Below are 17,707 nucleotides of genomic sequence, written 5' to 3'. Positions count from 1 at the left end.
ATATCCTAGCTTTTGCTTTTCCGCAGGAAAATATCCTTTGACGAAAACGACTTCGAAACGGTCGTTAGTGCCTGCATTGAAGGCAATGCACAGGCACAACGACATTTGTACAAGCAATTTTTCGGTTATTCCAAAAGCATTTGCCTCCGGTACACCGCCACTACCGAGGAAGCTGAAGAAGTACTGAACGAAGGCTTTCTCAAGGTTTTCAACAACCTCAGCAAGTACGATCCTAATCATCCGTTCAAGGCCTGGCTGCGGACGATTATGGTCAATACGGCGATCAGCTACTACCGGAAGCATAAGAAACATAGCGAAGATATCATTTCCCTGGAAGACGCGCCTTATCCGAGGTTTGAGGAGGATGTGATCAGTCAGATTACAGCTGACGAGATTTTAGACCTCATCCAGCAGATCAAACCAACGTATAAAAATGTATTTTTATTGTATGTAGTTGACGGCTACAATCACCGGGAAATTGCAGATTTACTTCAAATCAATGAGGCGACTGTCCGGTCACATTATGTTCGTGCACGGGCTCGTCTGCAACATCTGATCAAACAATATTACCCACATCTTTTTCCAAATGATTGGGCCGTAAAGTCATTCAAAGGCAATGAAAACTGATAAATTTGAGAAAACTATACGCCAGAAACTAGAAAGTATCGAACCGGACTTTCAGGAAAAGGACTGGGCATCCATGCAGCATTACATGAAGGCCCACACAGCTCCGGGATTCTGGCATCAATACGGATCATGGATCGGCTCCGCAGCCGCGGCATCGGTGATCACTGTCATGGCATTCCTGTATACCAGCCAGCTGTCGAGAAACGAGAGCCTGACTGCGGATGTAAAAACACTGAAAGAACAGGTTGAGCTCCTGCAAAAAACACCTGCCGGCGCCGCAGATACGGTTTATATCGTACAGGAAAGTCCGGCAGGTTATCCGGCACAATCCGGGACTTCGTCCGGAACCCAGGAAAATACAACCCGGCAGGCCGGAAGCCACCGTTTGACATCCCGGGAAACCATTGCATTTGCGGGAGAACAGCACCAGCATGAAGGACGTGGCAGCACCGGTTCAGACCGTCCACAACTTCGCACGGATGTACCTGCTTCGCCCAAAAACGACATAATCCGGGTTTCTCAAGAACATGACGGTGATGCTATCCAGGCCTCCGCGCTCTCTGATAATCAGTTGCGTACAGGCAGTCAGGATGAAAATGTGGGTTTGCTGGCTTACCGGGAACCTACAGACATATTCCGTGAGACCTCGGTGGCAAGAAAAATGAACTACCGCCTGGCAAGCCGGCTTACCATGCGCCAGGTGCAGCGCACTTTGACAGGCAGCCCGGCTCAACTTTCAAAAGCGGCCATGCCTGTGGATCAGGCAGCGCAAACCGCAAAAGCAACGAACGTGATTCCGAAACTGAACCTCAAAGTACCATACCGGTTTGGGGCCAGCTTCGGGGCCGAAACGAACGGGAATACCAAGGCGGTCATGGGTGAAGTCCTTGTGTCCAGGAAGTTTTCGCTGGCGGCCGGCATCAGCTGGCTAAAAGTGAAGCCTATGGAGTTTTTTACAGAAAAGATATTCAGGGATAAAAATCGCAGGGATTTCAAGCGGTCACATCCCGGAGAGGTACCCCTGGCACTGGAAGTGTTTAATATCAATGTAAATCCTACGCTCGTTCAGATACCCCTGACAGTTGCGTTCCGCAATGATCTGAAAAATGATTGGGTGTACTATGCCTCGGCCGGCACCAATATCAACATTTCATCCAGAGAAAAAATATCGTTTGATTGCCGCATGCCCAATAACCAGTACTATAATCAGAGTTTTGAGAAAAAAGCAGAAAACCCTGTTGTCAGCTCGGCAAACCTGTCACTCGGCATTGAAAAAACATTTCACCCGATTGTAGTGCAGGCAGAAGGCTACCTCTATACCTATTTCAAGCCACTTTCCCCTCTCAGTCACAGTACTGGCCCAGGTGTAAAGGTGAAGCTGATGTACCAGATTGGTCGTAAATTGTGATGAAAAGACTTCAATTTTCGCCGGCGGCGCCCGCAGTGTCGGTGAAAATTCTATTTTTGGCTTTATTTACCTGCCATCTACGTTAGCTCTTGAAATTCGCAGCAATCGACATTGGATCCAATGGTGCCCGGATGCAGATCTCTTCTGTACTGCATGATGAGGGCATTTCACGTTTTAAAAAAGTTGAGTACGTCCGTTTTCCATTAAGGCTGGGCCACGACGTTTTTACGCAGGGCCGCATTTCGGCGATGAGTGAAGACCGCATGATGAAGCTCATGCTGGCTTACCAGCTTCTCATGGAACTGCATGAAGTGGACGATTTTATGGCCTGTTCCACATCCGCCATGCGGGAGGCTGAAAATGGTTTTGAAGTACGCGACCACATTGAGCAGCGTACGGGCATCCATATCCAGATCATTGACGGGCAGCGTGAGGCCGAGCTGGTCAACAATGTGGTGGTGAAGTCACTCGGTGAGGGCCAGTATATCCACATCGACGTAGGCGGCGGCAGTACAGAGCTGAATTTGTACAAAGACCGCCAGAAAACCTGCGCCAAATCGTTCAAGCTGGGCTCGGTAAGGCTCCTGGAAGGCAAAGAGTCCAAGAATGCATGGATCAAGATCAAGGAATGGATTAACCAGAATGTGGATTATACCCAGCCTATCCAGGCAGTAGGCACCGGCGGCAACATCAACAAGCTCTTTGACCTTGCCGCAAAACTCTCGGAAAGCTCGGCTCAGCTGGCTGAGATCGAAAAAGTGAAGGATTACATTTCCGGATTTTCCCTCTCCGACCGCATTAACAAATTGCAGCTTAATCCCGACCGGGCTGATGTGATTGTACCAGCCGGTGATATTTATACGTCGGCCATGCGGTGGGCCGGTGCAGAGGTTATTCACGTTCCTGACCTGGGGCTTAAAGACGGTATTTTACAACTGCTGTACGACCGGGCTTGCCGAAGAAAAAAAATCAGTTAAGCATGCTGCCTCACCAGGTTTTTTCAAGATCCCTGGCCGAGTACCTGTGATTTCTGCCCCTGAAGGTAGTACTGCTTTCGCCATGCTTTAAATACAATGGGTCTTTTCCCAGCATTCGGGATAGCAGGGCTATGGGAAGCAGTACTGCAAAGAAAATGGCTGTGAGCAGGATGCTCCCATTGATCCTGCCTAAAATTACAGCCAGTTTAAGCCAGACTTTTACGATTAATGAGCCCGCTGCCGGAATAAAGACGCTCACCAATCCGATTCCGGCAGCGGTCCATAAAAGAAAGGGGTACCTTGATTTTAAAACAAAGTAAATAACCAGCAAGCCGGTGACGATCACCAGCTGCGACTTTGCCTCTTCGGTATGCTCCATGTGCTGGCTAGAACAGGGTGTAAATAAAGGGTGCTATGGCTGAGCCGCCGCCGATAACAATCAGAATGCCAATGAGCAGCAGTACGAAAATGACAGGTACTAGCACCCACTTTTTGCGCTCTTTGATAAATAAAAACAGATCTGATAAAAAGTCCATGTTCCCGGTGTTTTAAGATGATTCTGACAGTTTTTACGATCAATCCAGTGTAAATTCTTCCTTCCAGTTGCCCTTTTCCTCCCAGTGTAACTGCTGCTTTTTATCAAAAACAAAGTTACCTATTACCAGGTAGTCCATCTCCGTGCGCATGAAGCACCTGAACGCATCCTCCGGTGTACATACAATAGGCTCTCCCCGTACATTGAAGCTGGTATTAACAATTACAGCACAGCCGGTAAGCTCCCTGAATGCCTGAATCAGCGAATAATACCTGGGATTCGTGTCACGATGCACCGTCTGGATGCGGGCGGAGTAATCAATATGGGTTACTGAAGGCAGGTTCGAGCGCTGGAAATATAATTTTTCGCGAAGTTCAAGTGCATTGTAGTTAGCCGGAGTCGGATTCCGGATCTCTGATACCACCGAATGTACCAGCAGCATATATGGGGATATACCTTTGTAATCGAAGTATTCACTGCATGCCTCGGCCAGTACTGACGGCGCAAATGGACGAAAAGACTCCCTGAACTTGATTTTCAGGTTAAGCTTTTTCTGCATTTCAGGGTTACGGGAATCGCCAAGGATACTTCTGGCACCCAGTGCCCTGGGCCCAAATTCCATCCGCCCCTGAACCCAGCCAATCACATGACCGTCGGCCAGAAGCCCGGCCACGTGATCGCTTAGTTCACCAAAGTGGTCATAGTGTGTGTAAATAGCTTTGTACCTCCGTGCGGTTTGGATTACATCCAGGTCCGAAAAGGCAGGCCCCAGGAAAGATCCCGACATGGCATCCATCCCTGCAGTCACCTGACGGTCCTGCCCAAAGTAAATGTGTGCAGCTGCCAGTGCCGCTCCGAGTGCCCCGCCGGCGTCGCCAGCCGCAGGCTGAATGAAAATATCCCTGAACAAACCCGTTTTTTGCAGCTTGCCGTTGGAGACACAATTGAGTGCTACTCCACCGGCCATACACAGGTATTCAGCGCCGGTGAGCCTTTGCGCTTCCCTGGCCATCCTGATCACGATTTCCTCTGTAATGTTCTGGATGGCAAGTCCCAGGCTACAATGCCTGGCTTCCAGCGGATCTTCGGGCTTGCGCGCGGGGAATCCGAAAAGAAGCTCCCAGGATTTCTCATTAACCATCCTCAGCCCGGTAGCATAATCAAAATACTGCTGGTTCAGCCATATTGAACCATCTTCTTTCAGGCGGATGAGCTTATTAAGGATTACGTTCATGTACCTGGCAACGTCCGGTGACGACGGGTCGCCATAAGGAGCAAGCCCCATCAGCTTATACTCACCTGAATTAACCCTGAACCCAAGAAAGTAGGTAAATGCAGAATACAGCAGACCGAGCGAATGCGGAAAGTGCATTTCTTTCAGCATGGTAATGTCCTTTCCGTCGCCGAGGCTGATGGATGCTGTTGCCCACTCCCCTACTCCGTCAATGGTTAGTATCGCTGATCTGGTAAACGGAGAAGGATAAAATGCGCTGGCTGCGTGTGAAAGATGGTGTTCCGGAAAAAGCAGCTTTGCCTTGTGCGTCTTTTTATAACCCAGCTTTTCGAGCTCCTGGCGGATTAAGCGCTTCAAGAACATCTTTTCCTTGATCCAGACAGGCATGGCAGTCAGAAACGATCTCAGACCTTTGGGAGCAAATGCATAATAGGTTTCCAGCAAACGCTCAAATTTCAGCAGTGGTTTGTCATAGAATACGACAGCATCGATCTCGTCCCAGGAAAACCCTTCGTGCCTGAGACAAAACCGGATTGCATTGGAAGGAAAACTTTCATCATGCTTCTTCCGGGTAAAACGCTCCTCCTGCGCAGCTGCAACAATTACCCCATTGTCTACCAATGCAGCAGCCGAATCATGATAAAATGCCGATATTCCAAGTATTTTCAAGGTGTACTCGCAGGTTGATAACCGAAATATTGTCTCACGCTTTATTGAAGCACATTATTCGTGATCAGGAAGTCAGCAAGGGTTTTGGCAAAGTATTGAGCCCCTGTTTTGCTGACATGACATACATCACAAAAGAACCTGGGATCGCCGTGCATGGCCCGCTCCATGTCCATATATAGTGTTGGCGTAGAGGATGCAAGTTTTCTGATAACCTGATTGTGGGTCGCGATACCGGCTTTTACGTACTCAGCCTTGCCCCAGATTGAGATGGGTACGGCAAAGCTGCACTTGCAGTAATGTTTCAGATCCGCATCTTCGCCGGTGAGCACAACATTCTCCGGAAAGCAGGATGCATAACTCAAAAGAAGCATTTTGGCTCCCGACTCCTTCGCCTGCCTGATGATAACCCGAAGGTTCTTTTCGAAGGTTGGCTTTGTTTTAACATCGGCTCCATACTTGCGGTACCGTACTTCCGTACCATACTGGGTCATGTAAAACCTGCGGGAAACTTTATCCTTTATGTAGTTGCAGGCAAAATCCAGGGCAAATGGCAATACCGTGATGTCCATTTCTTCGTGCCGCCGTAAAATCTCAATGTCTTTGTACCATTTGATGTGCGTGTAGTCCGCCCTGTAATATGCGGGCGGAATGTTGTTTCCATGCAAATCATTGATGGCCTCATAGTAGATCACCAGATCAAACTTCTGCTTTTTAAGATATTCATACTTGATCGCATTGTCCAGGGAGGTATGCGCAGGTGCTGCAACGTTGTAAACAGCTACTTTCCTTAATTGTTTGTCCTGTTTTTTGAATATCGAATCCAGCCGCAGCTCCAAGTCCATATACCCCGGACTTACTACGGAGCCTCCCAGGATGAGCACATCGATGGTTTCGTCTGTATTACTGATCTGTTTGTGCCGCAGCTCGTGTAAGCTGGGATAAATCTTTACGAAAATGTAGTCGGACGGCTTGAAAAAAGGATAGCCAAGGAACAGTAAGCCTATCCTGAGAAGGATTTCTGTGACGATGTATAAAACGATAAGAAAAATAAAATAGAATAAAGCTTTCCTCATCATCGCGACCTGTTTAGCGGATTTTTGCGGTGACAAGTACCTTATGGTCGGCTTAATACCAAAAAGCGATGACTGAGCGGCAGGGCAGGTTTATTATCCGGCGAAAGCAGACATCCTGCATGGTTGTGAGAGGAAATGCCTATTCTACCGGCCTCCGCATGGTAGAGAGCCGGAAATGGCGTTTGAGTCCATTGAATGGGGCTTCGAAGGCATACCAGGAAATACTCGCAACGATCACCAGCAGCACCAGGCTGGCTATTTTCATTTCTGCTTCGGAAGGATTGAGGCTGATATGCGCAAAACGATTGAGGAACCTGATCAAAAACGGAAGTACGAGCGCAGGTACCAGCATGTGGTAAACATAAAGTCCATAGCTGATCTTGCCAATGTACCGCAGGCTGCCATGGTTCAGTATTTTACCAAAAACTGAACTGAAACCACCTTCATAGCTCGCACGGGCAACAAAATAGAGGCATATAAACGACATGGACGTCCGGAACAGCCACGTTTTCACAACTGTTGCTTCATTAAAACAGATATAGAGAAATAGGATCAGTCCCGCCCATGTCAGGTACCCGGACAATCGCAGGAATTTCTGTGCATTTTTACCAAAAAAGACAACATACGCCCAAAGTGCCCCCAGCCCGAATGCGTCCAGGCAAGTTGGCATGAGTACCCCCTCGGCATAACCAGACCATGCCAGTACACCTCTGGAAAGAATACCGGTTACGATGATGGAAATAATCACATTGCGTAAGTACCGGGGCGCGACCGTGAGGATGATCACAGGCCAGATAATGTAAAACTGCTCCTCCACAGCCAGGGACCAGAAGGGTGAAAGTACATCCGACCAGTCGTGCAGTTTCTCGATCAGGAAGTTGGAAATGTATAAAAGGTAGTACAGCGGGTACTCGTAAAGTTGTGTGGGTACTTTCGGAATAAAAGCAATGTAACGGATGCACCAGAGGATCAGCAGCGTAAGGTAGTACAATGGAAATATCCGGAGTACCCGCCTGATCATGAAGTTTTTGTACGTAGCGGCCAGTCCGTGTGATTGCAGGAAGCTGCGGCTCGACAGGAGAATGCGCGTGATCAGAAAGCCGCTCAGGACAAAAAAGAGGGTGACACCCAGCGGACCATTTGCGATAACATTGATCCCCTGCCCTTCCGGAAACCAGTGAAACAGTACAACCAGCACAATGGCGATTGCCCTGAGTCCGTCCAGCTGTGCAATGTACCCCGATGGCTTTTGTTCCATGATCGGTGCGGTTACGGAGTACTGAGTATCTTCACAGGCCGGTGATCCTCATCGATGGCCACTAAAGTAAAAATCCCGGTGACCGCTTTTTCCCGGGATTCTTCATACATTTTTTCTACATAAATATCCACCCGCACCTTGATGCTCGTGTTTCCGACGGTTTCCACCCGGCCTACCAGCTCAATAATGGAGCCTGCCGGAATCGGGTGGGTGAAATCAATGCGGTCGGTGGAGACGGTGACGAGCCGCAGGCGGCAGAACCTGGTGGCTGCTATAAAGGCAGTTTCGTCCATCATAGACAAGGCGGTTCCGCCGAACAATGTATCGTAATGATTGGTATTGTTCGGAAAAACCGTCTTGAATACCCTTGTCTCTGATGCTTGTATTTTTTCTTCTATCGTCAAAATGCCGGGATTAATGGGGAGCTAGCGCAACCGATTCGCGCAGCAATTTAGCCGCAGAAATCATATTACGCAAAGCAGCTTCTGTTTCCGGCCACTTTCTGGTTTTCAAACCGCAGTCGGGATTTACCCAGAGATTGCGGGCCGGGATCACCTGCAATGCTTTCTGAAGAAGCTCGGTCATTTCATCCACGCCGGGTACCCGGGGCGAATGAATGTCGTACACACCCGGTCCGATCTCGTTGGGGTAGTTGAATTTCGCAAATGCATCCAGAAGCTCCATCTGCGAGCGCGACGTCTCAATCGTGATCACATCCGCATCCATCGCAGCAATGGAATCAATGATATCATTGAACTCGGAGTAGCACATGTGCGTGTGGATCTGCGTACGGTCGGCTACCCCGGCCGCGCTCAGGCGAAATGCATCCACAGCCCACTGCAGGTATGCTTCCCAGGCCGATTGCCGGAGCGGCAAGCCTTCGCGGATTGCAGGTTCGTCGATCTGGATTACTTTGATACCTGCTTTTTCAAGATCAGTTACTTCATCCCGGATGGCGAGCGCGATCTGGAAAGTTGTGTCTTTTCTTGGCTGATCATCGCGCACAAACGACCATTGAAGGATCGTCACGGGACCTGTGAGCATTCCTTTCACCAGGCGGTCGGAGTTGGCCTGCGCAAAAGCCGACCATTTAACCGTCATCGCGTCGGGCCGGGCCACGTCGCCGTAAATTACCGGTGGCTTCACGCAGCGGCTGCCATAGCTTTGCACCCATCCGTTTTCAGTAAATACAAATCCCGACAAGCTCTCGCCGAAGTACTCCACCATATCGTTGCGTTCAAACTCGCCATGCACGAGCACGTCAATATCCAGCGCTTCCTGCCAGCGCAGCGAGCTGACGATCTCTTCCCGGATCTTTTCTTCATATTCTTCCGCGGTCAGCAATCCCTTTTTCAACTGGGCACGCAGCTGGCGGATCTCGTCTGTCTGCGGAAATGAGCCGATGGTGGTGGAGGGAAACAGCGGAAGTTTGAGTTTGTCCAGCTGGATCTGCTGCCGGGCAGGGAATGCACTTTGTCTTTCAAAATCACTTTCGACTATTGCCGCTGCCCGGGCTTTTACGTCAGGCTTGTGGATCAGCGGGGAAGTTTTGCGGCTTTCGATTGCGCGCTGGTTGCCTGTAAACCGCTCATCGTCCTCAAAATCTGTTTGTGCCAGGGCCGTCAGCGCAGCTACTTCGGTCAGTTTTTGTTTGGCAAATGACATCCAGTTCTTGATTTCCGGGGTCAGTACAGCTTCATTGGTTTCCAGGTCGAGGTCGTAGGGGCTGTGCAGCAGCGAGCACGAAGGTGCCACCAGCACGCGGTCAGTTCCGAGCACGTCCGCAGCCTGCCGGATAAAACGGATTGATCCGGCAAAATCATTTTTCCAGATATTACGGCCATCCACCACACCCAGTGACAGCTTTTTATCCGACAAAACAAAAGATTCCTCAGCCAGGATCGCCGGCAACGTTTCGGCGCCTCGGGTCAGGTCGATATGCAGTGCATCGACGGGCAGGTTTATTGCTGTCGGAAGATTGTCTTCCAGCGCCCCGAAATAGGTCGCTACCAGTAATTTCAATTGTGGTACCGTCTCTCTGATCGTGGTATATGCGGTAATTAACGCCTTTTTTTCCTTTTCTGTCAGGTCGGTTACGAGGCACGGCTCATCCAGCTGCACCCATTCCGCACCCATAGAAGCGAGCTCTTTGAGAATGGAAATATATACGGGCAAAAGATTTTCAAGCAGGTCGATCCGCTCAAACCCTGCTTCTTTTTCCTTGCCCGACCACAGGTAAGTCACCGGTCCCACGAGCACGGGCTTGGTAAGAATGCCCGCCTGACGTGCATCTTCAAAATCAAGAATCACCTGATCAGAGTAGCGGTTGAACTGCTGATCCCTGGTAAATTCGGGTACAATATAATGGTAGTTGGTATCAAACCACTTGGTCATTTCCATGGCTTTAATGTCCACACCCTCGCGCTGGATCCCCCGCGCCATGGCGAAGTACAGGTCGAGCTCGCGGTTGGTTTTTCCATCCAGCAACTGCAGGTAGCGGCCGGGAATAGCGCCTACCATCAGGGAAGTATCCAGTACCTGGTCGTAGAGCGAAAAATCGTTGGACGGAATGAGACTGATACCGGCAGCTTTTTGTGTTTCCCAGTTCTGATGACGGAGCTGACGGGCGGTTTTCTGCAACGTATCGCGGTCCGATTTCCCGGCCCAGAATTGTTCGCAGGCTTTTTTGAGTTCGCGGCGGGCACCTACACGCGGGTAGCCCAGGTTGTGAGACAACATAGCATTTGTTGTTAAAGAGTTATCAAAAACCCTTACAATGCTTGACAGGTCCCCATTCGTGAGGGATCAGCCATTGAGGATAGCGGCAAGTCTCCTGGCTTGTACCATTTTCACCGCCCTTCTCGCTTTAAAAAACAATGGGACGCCTGGGTGAAAAACTGCTTTGCAGACAGCAAAACGGGTACTTACAGTAGCACGACTGCCCGTGAATTGCACACGGTTCCTTTTTCATGATCGCTTCCGGCAGAGGGCTCCGGCAGCTTCAACCACTATCCCGATTGACGGGCGTTCGTTATGAACATGACAAAAGTAGGACGGTTGCAGGTACCGCCGGAATGCATGCTTCCATTTAAGTGAACAGGGGTATAAATGGGTTTTCACAAGGGATAAATTATCTTTTAAGCCAATTTTAAATGTAGGTTTGGAGAAAACATTTATCCATAAAAAACTCAGGAAACTCCAAGCCCGAACCTAACTTTACGCCATATAGGCTTAATCATTTTCTTTTTAACACAACGAAATGGAATACCGTATAGAAAAAGACACCATGGGCGAAGTACAGGTCCCTGCCCACGTGTACTGGGGCGCTCAGACACAGCGTTCGATCCAGAACTTCCCAATTGCACAGGACATCAACAAGATGCCGAAAGAGATTATCAAGGCATTTGCCTACCTGAAAAAAGCCGCCGCGATCACCAACTTTGAGGCCGGCGTGCTGCCCAGGGAAAAAAGCGACCTCATCGGGCAGGTGTGCGACGAGATCCTGACCGAGCAGCTGGATGACCAGTTTCCCCTTGTTGTATGGCAAACAGGCTCAGGAACGCAATCCAATATGAATGTGAACGAAGTGGTCGCCTACCGCGGTCACGTATTGCAGGGCGGCGACCTGGCAGACAAAACAAAGTTCCTGCATCCCAATGACGATGTAAACAAGTCGCAGTCGTCCAATGATACTTACCCTACCGCGATGCACATTGCGGCATACAAAATATTGATCGACGTTACCATTCCGGGCATCACCAAACTGCGTGATACGCTGAAAGCAAAATCGGAAGCTTTTCGTGATGTGGTAAAAATCGGCCGTACGCACTTTATGGATGCCACGCCGCTGACGCTCGGGCAGGAGTTTTCGGGCTATGCTTCGCAGCTGGACCATGGGCTTCGTGCCATCTACAACTCGCTGGGACATTTGTCTGAGCTGGCGCTGGGCGGTACCGCCGTAGGAACAGGGATCAACACGCCCGAAGGTTACTCTGAAAATGTAGCACACCACATTGCTGCCCTCACAGGCCTGCCTTTTATTACTGCAGAAAACAAATTTGAAGCCCTGGCAGCCCATGACGCCATCGTAGAAGCACATGGTGCGCTGAAAACCGTAGCAGTAAGCCTGATGAAGATCGGGAATGACATCCGCATGCTTTCGTCAGGACCCCGTGCGGGCATAGGCGAGATCCACATTCCGGATAACGAACCCGGCAGCTCCATCATGCCGGGTAAGGTAAATCCTACCCAATGCGAGGCGATTACGATGGTTGCAGCGCAGGTCATGGGAAATGATGTGGCAATCAGTATCGGCGGGTCCAACGGGCATTTCGAGCTGAATGTTTTCAAACCATTGATGGCCTACAATTTCCTGCATTCGGCCAGGCTGATCGGTGATGTTTGTGTGTCTTTCAATGACAACTGCGCCGTAGGCATTGAGCCGATCCACGAGAATATCCGCAAGCACGTGAACAACTCGCTGATGCTGGTAACCGCACTGAACACCAAAATAGGCTATTACAAAGCGGCCGAAATTGCCCAAACCGCGCACAAAAATGGTTCCACGCTGAAAGAAACTGCCGTGGCACTCGGCTACCTTACACCGGAGGAATTTGACGCATGGGTAAAACCGGAAGAAATGGTGGGTTCGAACCGATAACTTTTGACTAAATACGGCAAAATGCTCCGCTCTGGCGGGGCATTTGCTATTACCGCCGTCCCGGGATGAACATCAGTAAAACGCTGCTCACGCCAGCATACCAGTCAAAAGAAGTAGCCGGGTCAGTTGCGCAGCATGCCTGCTCCTCGCCGGAGGCTTTTGCAGTACTTTTTGAATGCTTTGTTTCGGATGAGTACCGGCTTGCACAGCGGGCTGCGTACAGTCTGAGCATGGCAGCAAGGCAGCGGCCGGACCTGATGGAACCCTATGTGGACAAACTGGTGGCGCAGCTTAGCAGGAAGGATGTCCATGAAGCGGTGATCCGCAACAGTATCCGCATTCTGGAAGAAGTCAGGATTCCTGAGAACCTGCACGCTGAGCTGATCAACATATGCTTTGACTTTGTGCAGAACAGGCGCACCAGCATTGCGGTAAAGGCTTTTTCGTTAACCGTTCTTTTTAATTTATCCCGCATTTATCCCGAGCTCGGTAATGAACTGCGCGTAATTATTGAGGAGAATATAGATTATGAAACACCTGCGTTCCAGTCCCGTGGTAAGAAAATTTTAGCTAAACTTAGAGGCCCGCAAGCTGGCAAAAGGCCTTGATCCGCTCTTTAAACTTATTTTCAAATGTTCATTTACTGTCATTCCCTGCTGGAAGAAGCGCTGAAGAACCGGCTTGGTGAAGCCCTTTCGACCCAGCACCAGATCTTTTTCCGGACAGAAACCACCGGTAACGAGGAAGCAAAAAGCAACTTTCTGAAAGCTGAGTACATCCTCGGGAACCCACCGAAAGAATGGTTTTCCGAAAACCCGCAAAACCTCGTTTTCTGGCAGCTGGATTCGGCCGGTTTCGACCAGTATTCCAGTGTATTGCTGAAAGAGGGCGTGCGCGTGGCCAATATGGGCAACTGGTTTGCCCGGCCCTGTGCAGAAACCATCGTGGGCGGCGTACTGGCGCTGTACCGGGGAATTGACAAGCTTACGCTTCTGAAGCAAAATGCGGAATGGATAGGCTCCCGGATGCGGGCTGAACTCAAAATCATACATGGCCAGAATGTGGTGGTGCTCGGTGCCGGGACGATCGGCCAGGCAGTGCACGCCATTTTGCAGGGGCTTGATTGCAACATCCGGTTAATGGCCCGCACATCGCCCAATGCCACGCTGCATACCCGGGAGGAGCTGCTTGAAGAGTTGCCCAACACGGACCTGGTGATCAACACTCTGCCTGGCACTGCCCATCATTTTGCTGATCAGGCATTTTTTGAAAGCATGAAGCCAGGGAGCGTATACGCCAGTGTGGGCCGGGGCAATACGACCGACGAAAATGCACTGATCGAAATACTCCGTGCCGGAAAGCTGGACGGCGCAGTGCTGGACGTGACCTACAAGGAGCCCCTGGACACGGATAATCCGCTTTGGAAAATGGATAATGTAATTCTTACCCAGCATACCGGAGGCGGTCACAAAGACGAAAATGTGGGAAAAGTAGACCTTTTCCTGAATAATACCTTTGCCCTTGAAAACGGCGGCAATATCGTAGATGAAATAGACCTTCGGAAAGGTTATTAAACAGACCACTCAATACATGACAACGACCAACCCGGTTGCGGAGACCATCAGGAATAAATATTTGCAGGCGTTTGGCAGCGAGGCAAAATACAGGATTTTCAGGTCGCCGGGCCGCATTAACCTCATTGGTGAGCATACCGACTACAACAATGGATTTGTACTGCCGGCAAGTGTGGATAAAGCAGTGTACTTTGTAATTGCGCCCCGCGAGGATGATCGCGTGATCCTGCATGCGGCAGACCTGGACGAGACTTATTCATTTGCCTTGAACGACCTCTCCAAACCCGAGCAGCACTGGCCGCATTACCAGCTGGGCATTATTGAGCAGATTCAGAAAAAAGGACTCATGATCGGCGGTTTCCAGGCTGCATTTGGGGGTGATGTGCCGGTAGGCGCCGGACTTTCGTCTTCTGCTGCATTGGAGTGCTGCCTGCTTTTTGCACTGAATGAACTCTATGGCCTCGGTCTCGATCGTTTTACAATTGTAAAAATGTCGCAGAAAGCCGAAAATGAATATGTAGGTGTGCAATGCGGCATTATGGATCAGTTTGCCTCGGCTTTCGGTAAGGAAGAGGCCGTGATCCGCCTTGATTGCCGCTCCCTCGAATATCAGTATTTTCCATTCCCCATGCACGACTACCTGCTGGTGCTTTGCGACACTTCTGTGAAGCACTCGCTGGCAAGTTCGGAATACAATACAAGGCGGCTCGAATGCGAAAAGGGCGTGTCTGTACTGCAACAGTATCATGCTGACATACAGAGCCTCCGTGATGCGTCGCCCGAGCTGGTAGAGGAGCATAAGGATGAGCTGGGGGATGTGGTTTATCGCCGCTGCAAGTTTATTACAGAGGAAATACGCAGGGTACAGGAAGCATGTGATATGCTTGTGGAAGGTCGCATGGATGATTTTGGCAAAAAAATGTATGCAACCCACGATGGTCTGCAGCACGAATACGAGGTAAGCTGCCCCGAGCTCGACTACCTGGTGGACCTTACCCGCAACAATCCCGACGTGATCGGCGCGCGAATGATGGGCGGCGGTTTCGGCGGCTGTACCATCAATCTTCTCAGAAAAGAAGCGGCGGATGCATTCGAGGAAACGATGAAGTCTGCCTATAAAAGTAAATACGACATTGAGCTGCCTTGTTACCGCGTAAAAATTACAGAGGGTACCGGTGAAGTGTTATAACCTGCATCCACTTTCAATCCCAAACTTTTGACCATAAAAAATGAAAAACCTGTTATCTCCCATGCTGCTGCTGGCCTGCATTGCCCTGTTCAGCTGCTCAAAAAACAAGAAGGACGAAACTATGATCAGTACCATTTCCAAAGAAGTTTTCGGTGAAGCGCCGGACGGTCAGTCTGTGGACCTGTATACACTTACCAATGCAAACGGGATGACCGTTAACATAACCAATTATGGCGGCATCATTACCAAACTTACTGCTCCGGATAAAAATGGCGGCTGGACCGATGTTGTGCTCGGATTTGACTCCCTGGCTCCATATCTGAAAGACAGCCCGTTTTTCGGCGCGCTGGTAGGCCGTTATGGTAACCGTATCGCCAAAGGTAAATTTACCCTGAACGGAAAAGAATATACTTTGCCCGTCAACAACGGTCCCAATTCTCTGCATGGAGGGATCAAGGGTTTTGACAAAGTGGTGTGGAAGGCTACCGAGATCAAAAGTGACTCGGCAGTGGGACTTCAGCTTGATTATGTAAGTAAAGACATGGAGGAAGGTTATCCGGGAACACTCACTGTGAAGGTCACCTATACGCTGGATAATGACAATGCATTGTCGATCAACTATCAGGCGACGACCGACAAGCCAACCGTGGTAAACCTTACCAACCACTCTTACTTCAATCTTTCCGGACTGAAAAGGGATATCCTGGATCATGAAGTAACGATCCTGTCCGACAGCATTGTACCGGTAGACAGTACGCTGATTCCTACCGGCAAGCTCCGCGCGGTGGACGGCACTCCTTTTGATTTCAGAAAACCGACCAAGATCAATGCCGGTATCAACAAAACGGAAGATGAGCAGATCAAAAATGGCGGCGGGTACGACCACTGCTGGGTTATCAAGCGTACCCAGCCGGGCATGATGCATTTTGCCACGGTGAAAGATCCCGAAAGCGGACGTGTGCTGGAAGCATTCACAACTGAGCCTGCGGTGCAGTTTTACAGCGGTAACTTCCTCGATGGAAGTCTGCAGGGCAAAGGTGCTACCTATGCCAAGCGTTTCGGCCTATGCCTTGAAACGGAGCACTATCCCGATTCGCCCAACCATCCCGCATTCCCCAGCACAACCCTGAACCCGGGAGACACGTATAATACAACTACCAAGTACAGGTTTTCAGTGAAGTGACCTGAATTAATTTTCACGTCTAAAGACAGCTAGTGTGCACAGCATGCTGGCTGTCTTTTTTTGTTTTACTGATTTAAGTAAATTTGGATACGCCCACAATCCTTTACATTCAGGGATTTAGGTTTTTCTTTTATCTGAATGAACATGAGCCGACTCACATTCATGTTTCCAGGGGCGATTGCACCGCACGCATTGTGCTTCTATCCATGCTCGACATCACATTCAATAAAGGATTTAAGAAGAAAGAAATCAGAGACATTATTCAAATTTTGACGGATCACCATGAAAAAATCATTGCAGCCTGGCACCTTGCCTTTAAGCGATAGATTGTCCGGTTTTCTCTCCGATGCCGACGACAACGATGTCTTTAAAGCAGCGGACGACCTGGATCAGATCATTGCATTGACTGATCTTGAAATTCAGCATTTCGTTGCTTTTGTGGACCTCGACCTGGCGATTTTTGTCCTGAACAACCGCAAAATCATTCATTGCCGCCTATCTTCGTATCCTGTATTAGCCACCGCATCGGCATCGGAGCTTTCACAATATGAAGTGACTGCCTCAGGCATTCACTGGACGCAGCTTGATGCTGACCTCAGTCTGCGGGGTCTTCTATTGGAAGAAACTGCCAGGATGGCTGCGCATGAAGACTCACAAAGAATTCAACCGAAATGCTTACGAAAACTGTTAAGATCAGCAACGTTACCAACCTCTCCGACGCACGTTATTGTGCCGGCATGGGGGTGGAAATGCTGGGTTTCTCCATTGATGAACACGCTCCTAATTACATTGCACCCAAAAAGTTTGAAGATATATGCTCCTGGCTGGCGGGTGTTACCCTCATTGCCGAGACATCTGAAACAGACCCGCATACAATCCTGAAAGTACTGGAAAGCTATCCCGTACACATGATCCAGGTCGAAACACCCGGCCTGCTCAATTATCTCCGCAGCGAGCTGAACCTGCCACTGATCCTCCGCATTAATGTGGATTACTACGGTCCCGACGAACTTGGCTCGCTGCTGGGCAGGTACGAAGGTGAAGTTGCCTACTTTCTGCTGGAAAGCGATGAAAATACCGGATTAAGCAGTGACTGGCTGCAGACTCTTAAAAACCTCAGCGCAGAATATCCGCTGCTGGTAGGATTCGGTCTGGATGATGAAGCCAGTGTCGGAGAGCTTGTAGAAGCTGTACCAAACGCCGGCATCGCGCTTAGGGGGAGCGAGGAAATCCGCCCCGGGTACAAAGACTTCGGATCCATGATGGACATCCTGGAAGCCCTGGAAGAACAATAGCTGCCAAATACATCCCTCCACCTGA

The 17,707-nt window shown here is 49.8% G+C and carries 18 protein-coding genes, 1 pseudogene and 1 riboswitch; of the genes and pseudogenes, 11 read left to right on the top strand and 8 right to left on the bottom strand.

Annotation, left to right across the window (positions count from 1 at the left end):
• Positions 1-12 precede the first annotated feature (12 nt).
• The 3 genes from HWI92_RS23610 to HWI92_RS23600 all read left to right on the top strand — a co-directional run bounded on the left by HWI92_RS23610 (position 13) and on the right by HWI92_RS23600 (position 3,012).
• Positions 13-627: an RNA polymerase sigma factor gene (locus HWI92_RS23610; RefSeq protein WP_204659877.1), complete on the top strand. Its 615-nt coding sequence runs from the start codon at positions 13-15 to the stop codon at positions 625-627.
• A complete protein-coding gene (locus HWI92_RS23605) occupies positions 617-2,035 on the top strand; it encodes a hypothetical protein (RefSeq protein ID WP_229248524.1) in 1,419 nt (472 codons plus the stop codon). Before HWI92_RS23610 ends, HWI92_RS23605 begins: the two co-directional genes overlap by 11 nt.
• 89 nt (positions 2,036-2,124) lie before the next feature.
• The gene (locus HWI92_RS23600) at positions 2,125-3,012 is read left to right on the top strand and encodes a Ppx/GppA phosphatase family protein (RefSeq protein WP_204659876.1); all 888 of its coding nucleotides are present in this window, start codon (positions 2,125-2,127) and stop codon (positions 3,010-3,012) included.
• A 10-nt stretch (positions 3,013-3,022) separates the two neighbouring features.
• Here HWI92_RS23600 and HWI92_RS23595 read toward each other — a convergent pair whose 3' ends face one another.
• The 7 genes from HWI92_RS23595 to metE all read right to left on the bottom strand — a co-directional run bounded on the left by HWI92_RS23595 (position 3,023) and on the right by metE (position 10,520).
• The gene (locus HWI92_RS23595; protein WP_204659875.1) at positions 3,023-3,391 is read right to left on the bottom strand and encodes an SxtJ family membrane protein; all 369 of its coding nucleotides are present in this window, start codon (positions 3,389-3,391) and stop codon (positions 3,023-3,025) included.
• A gap of 7 nt (positions 3,392-3,398) precedes the next feature.
• Positions 3,399-3,548 (bottom strand): DUF5989 family protein, encoded by a 150-nt coding sequence (locus HWI92_RS23590; RefSeq protein ID WP_204659874.1) that lies wholly within the window; start codon positions 3,546-3,548, stop codon positions 3,399-3,401.
• A 39-nt stretch (positions 3,549-3,587) separates the two neighbouring features.
• Positions 3,588-5,450, bottom strand: a complete 1,863-nt coding sequence (locus HWI92_RS23585) for a carbamoyltransferase family protein (protein WP_204659873.1) — start codon at positions 5,448-5,450, stop codon at positions 3,588-3,590.
• A gap of 41 nt (positions 5,451-5,491) precedes the next feature.
• Complete coding sequence (locus tag HWI92_RS23580) at positions 5,492-6,526, bottom strand: SGNH/GDSL hydrolase family protein (RefSeq protein WP_204659872.1); 1,035 nt, start codon at positions 6,524-6,526, stop codon at positions 5,492-5,494.
• Positions 6,527-6,662: 136 nt separating this feature from the next.
• Positions 6,663-7,781: an acyltransferase family protein gene (locus HWI92_RS23575; RefSeq protein ID WP_204659871.1), complete on the bottom strand. Its 1,119-nt coding sequence runs from the start codon at positions 7,779-7,781 to the stop codon at positions 6,663-6,665.
• An 11-nt stretch (positions 7,782-7,792) separates the two neighbouring features.
• Positions 7,793-8,185, bottom strand: a complete 393-nt coding sequence (locus HWI92_RS23570; protein WP_204659870.1) for an acyl-CoA thioesterase — start codon at positions 8,183-8,185, stop codon at positions 7,793-7,795.
• 10 nt (positions 8,186-8,195) lie between these two features.
• Positions 8,196-10,520 (bottom strand): 5-methyltetrahydropteroyltriglutamate--homocysteine S-methyltransferase, encoded by a 2,325-nt coding sequence (metE, locus tag HWI92_RS23565; protein ID WP_204659869.1) that lies wholly within the window; start codon positions 10,518-10,520, stop codon positions 8,196-8,198.
• 67 nt (positions 10,521-10,587) lie between these two features.
• Positions 10,588-10,805, bottom strand: a riboswitch (cobalamin riboswitch).
• 235 nt (positions 10,806-11,040) lie between these two features.
• On the opposite strand from metE, the gene fumC reads away from it, so the two are divergent.
• The 6 genes from fumC to HWI92_RS23535 all read left to right on the top strand — a co-directional run bounded on the left by fumC (position 11,041) and on the right by HWI92_RS23535 (position 16,713).
• On the top strand, positions 11,041-12,441 hold the full coding sequence (fumC, locus tag HWI92_RS23560; protein ID WP_204659868.1) for a class II fumarate hydratase: 1,401 nt from the start codon (positions 11,041-11,043) through the stop codon (positions 12,439-12,441).
• A gap of 65 nt (positions 12,442-12,506) precedes the next feature.
• Complete coding sequence (locus tag HWI92_RS23555) at positions 12,507-13,049, top strand: HEAT-like fold family protein (RefSeq protein ID WP_204659867.1); 543 nt, start codon at positions 12,507-12,509, stop codon at positions 13,047-13,049.
• Between the two features lie 24 nt (positions 13,050-13,073).
• Positions 13,074-14,015 carry a D-2-hydroxyacid dehydrogenase gene (locus HWI92_RS23550; protein ID WP_204659866.1) on the top strand — a complete coding sequence of 314 codons (942 nt, stop codon included), beginning with the start codon at positions 13,074-13,076 and terminating at the stop codon, positions 14,013-14,015.
• 16 nt (positions 14,016-14,031) lie between these two features.
• Positions 14,032-15,204 carry a galactokinase gene (galK, locus tag HWI92_RS23545; protein ID WP_204659865.1) on the top strand — a complete coding sequence of 391 codons (1,173 nt, stop codon included), beginning with the start codon at positions 14,032-14,034 and terminating at the stop codon, positions 15,202-15,204.
• Positions 15,205-15,244: 40 nt separating this feature from the next.
• Positions 15,245-16,387 carry an aldose epimerase family protein gene (locus HWI92_RS23540; protein WP_204659864.1) on the top strand — a complete coding sequence of 381 codons (1,143 nt, stop codon included), beginning with the start codon at positions 15,245-15,247 and terminating at the stop codon, positions 16,385-16,387.
• A gap of 83 nt (positions 16,388-16,470) precedes the next feature.
• On the top strand, positions 16,471-16,713 hold the full coding sequence (locus HWI92_RS23535; protein ID WP_204659863.1) for a DUF4160 domain-containing protein: 243 nt from the start codon (positions 16,471-16,473) through the stop codon (positions 16,711-16,713).
• On the opposite strand, the gene HWI92_RS25375 is transcribed toward HWI92_RS23535, so the two are convergent.
• Entirely contained in the window at positions 16,703-16,876 is a 174-nt protein-coding gene (locus HWI92_RS25375) for a hypothetical protein (RefSeq protein ID WP_229249431.1), read from the bottom strand. The genes HWI92_RS23535 and HWI92_RS25375 overlap by 11 nt on opposite strands.
• On the opposite strand from HWI92_RS25375, the pseudogene HWI92_RS25370 reads away from it, so the two are divergent.
• Positions 16,826-16,948: pseudogene (locus tag HWI92_RS25370) on the top strand (DUF2442 domain-containing protein); the annotation flags it as partial. The gene HWI92_RS25375 and the pseudogene HWI92_RS25370 overlap by 51 nt on opposite strands.
• Before the next feature lie 110 nt (positions 16,949-17,058).
• A complete protein-coding gene (locus tag HWI92_RS23525) occupies positions 17,059-17,682 on the top strand; it encodes a hypothetical protein (RefSeq protein WP_204659862.1) in 624 nt (207 codons plus the stop codon).
• The last annotated feature ends 25 nt before the right edge of the window (positions 17,683-17,707 follow it).

The sequence above is a fragment of the Dyadobacter sandarakinus genome (assembly GCF_016894445.1).
GTDB classification, from domain to species: Bacteria; Bacteroidota; Bacteroidia; order Cytophagales; family Spirosomataceae; genus Dyadobacter; species Dyadobacter sandarakinus.
Note: the sequence above shows the minus strand (reverse complement) of the source record. Positions and strands in the feature narration are given on the sequence as shown.

Excerpts from the sequence above, each read along its gene's own strand:
- HWI92_RS23540 (WP_204659864.1), top strand. The coding sequence starts at position 15,245 with ATGAAAAACCTGTTATCTCCCATGCTGCTGCTGGCCTGCATTGCCCTG.
- HWI92_RS23550 (WP_204659866.1), top strand. The coding sequence starts at position 13,074 with ATGTTCATTTACTGTCATTCCCTGCTGGAAGAAGCGCTGAAGAACCGG.
- HWI92_RS25375 (WP_229249431.1), bottom strand. The coding sequence starts at position 16,876 with ATGAATGATTTTGCGGTTGTTCAGGACAAAAATCGCCAGGTCGAGGTC.
- fumC (WP_204659868.1), top strand. The coding sequence starts at position 11,041 with ATGGAATACCGTATAGAAAAAGACACCATGGGCGAAGTACAGGTCCCT.
- HWI92_RS23605 (WP_229248524.1), top strand. The coding sequence starts at position 617 with ATGAAAACTGATAAATTTGAGAAAACTATACGCCAGAAACTAGAAAGT.
- HWI92_RS23555 (WP_204659867.1), top strand. The coding sequence starts at position 12,507 with ATGAACATCAGTAAAACGCTGCTCACGCCAGCATACCAGTCAAAAGAA.
- galK (WP_204659865.1), top strand. The coding sequence starts at position 14,032 with ATGACAACGACCAACCCGGTTGCGGAGACCATCAGGAATAAATATTTG.
- HWI92_RS23575 (WP_204659871.1), bottom strand. The coding sequence starts at position 7,781 with ATGGAACAAAAGCCATCGGGGTACATTGCACAGCTGGACGGACTCAGG.
- metE (WP_204659869.1), bottom strand. The coding sequence starts at position 10,520 with ATGTTGTCTCACAACCTGGGCTACCCGCGTGTAGGTGCCCGCCGCGAA.
- HWI92_RS23525 (WP_204659862.1), top strand. The coding sequence starts at position 17,059 with ATGCTTACGAAAACTGTTAAGATCAGCAACGTTACCAACCTCTCCGAC.
- HWI92_RS23580 (WP_204659872.1), bottom strand. The coding sequence starts at position 6,526 with ATGATGAGGAAAGCTTTATTCTATTTTATTTTTCTTATCGTTTTATAC.
- HWI92_RS23590 (WP_204659874.1), bottom strand. The coding sequence starts at position 3,548 with ATGGACTTTTTATCAGATCTGTTTTTATTTATCAAAGAGCGCAAAAAG.
- HWI92_RS23595 (WP_204659875.1), bottom strand. The coding sequence starts at position 3,391 with ATGGAGCATACCGAAGAGGCAAAGTCGCAGCTGGTGATCGTCACCGGC.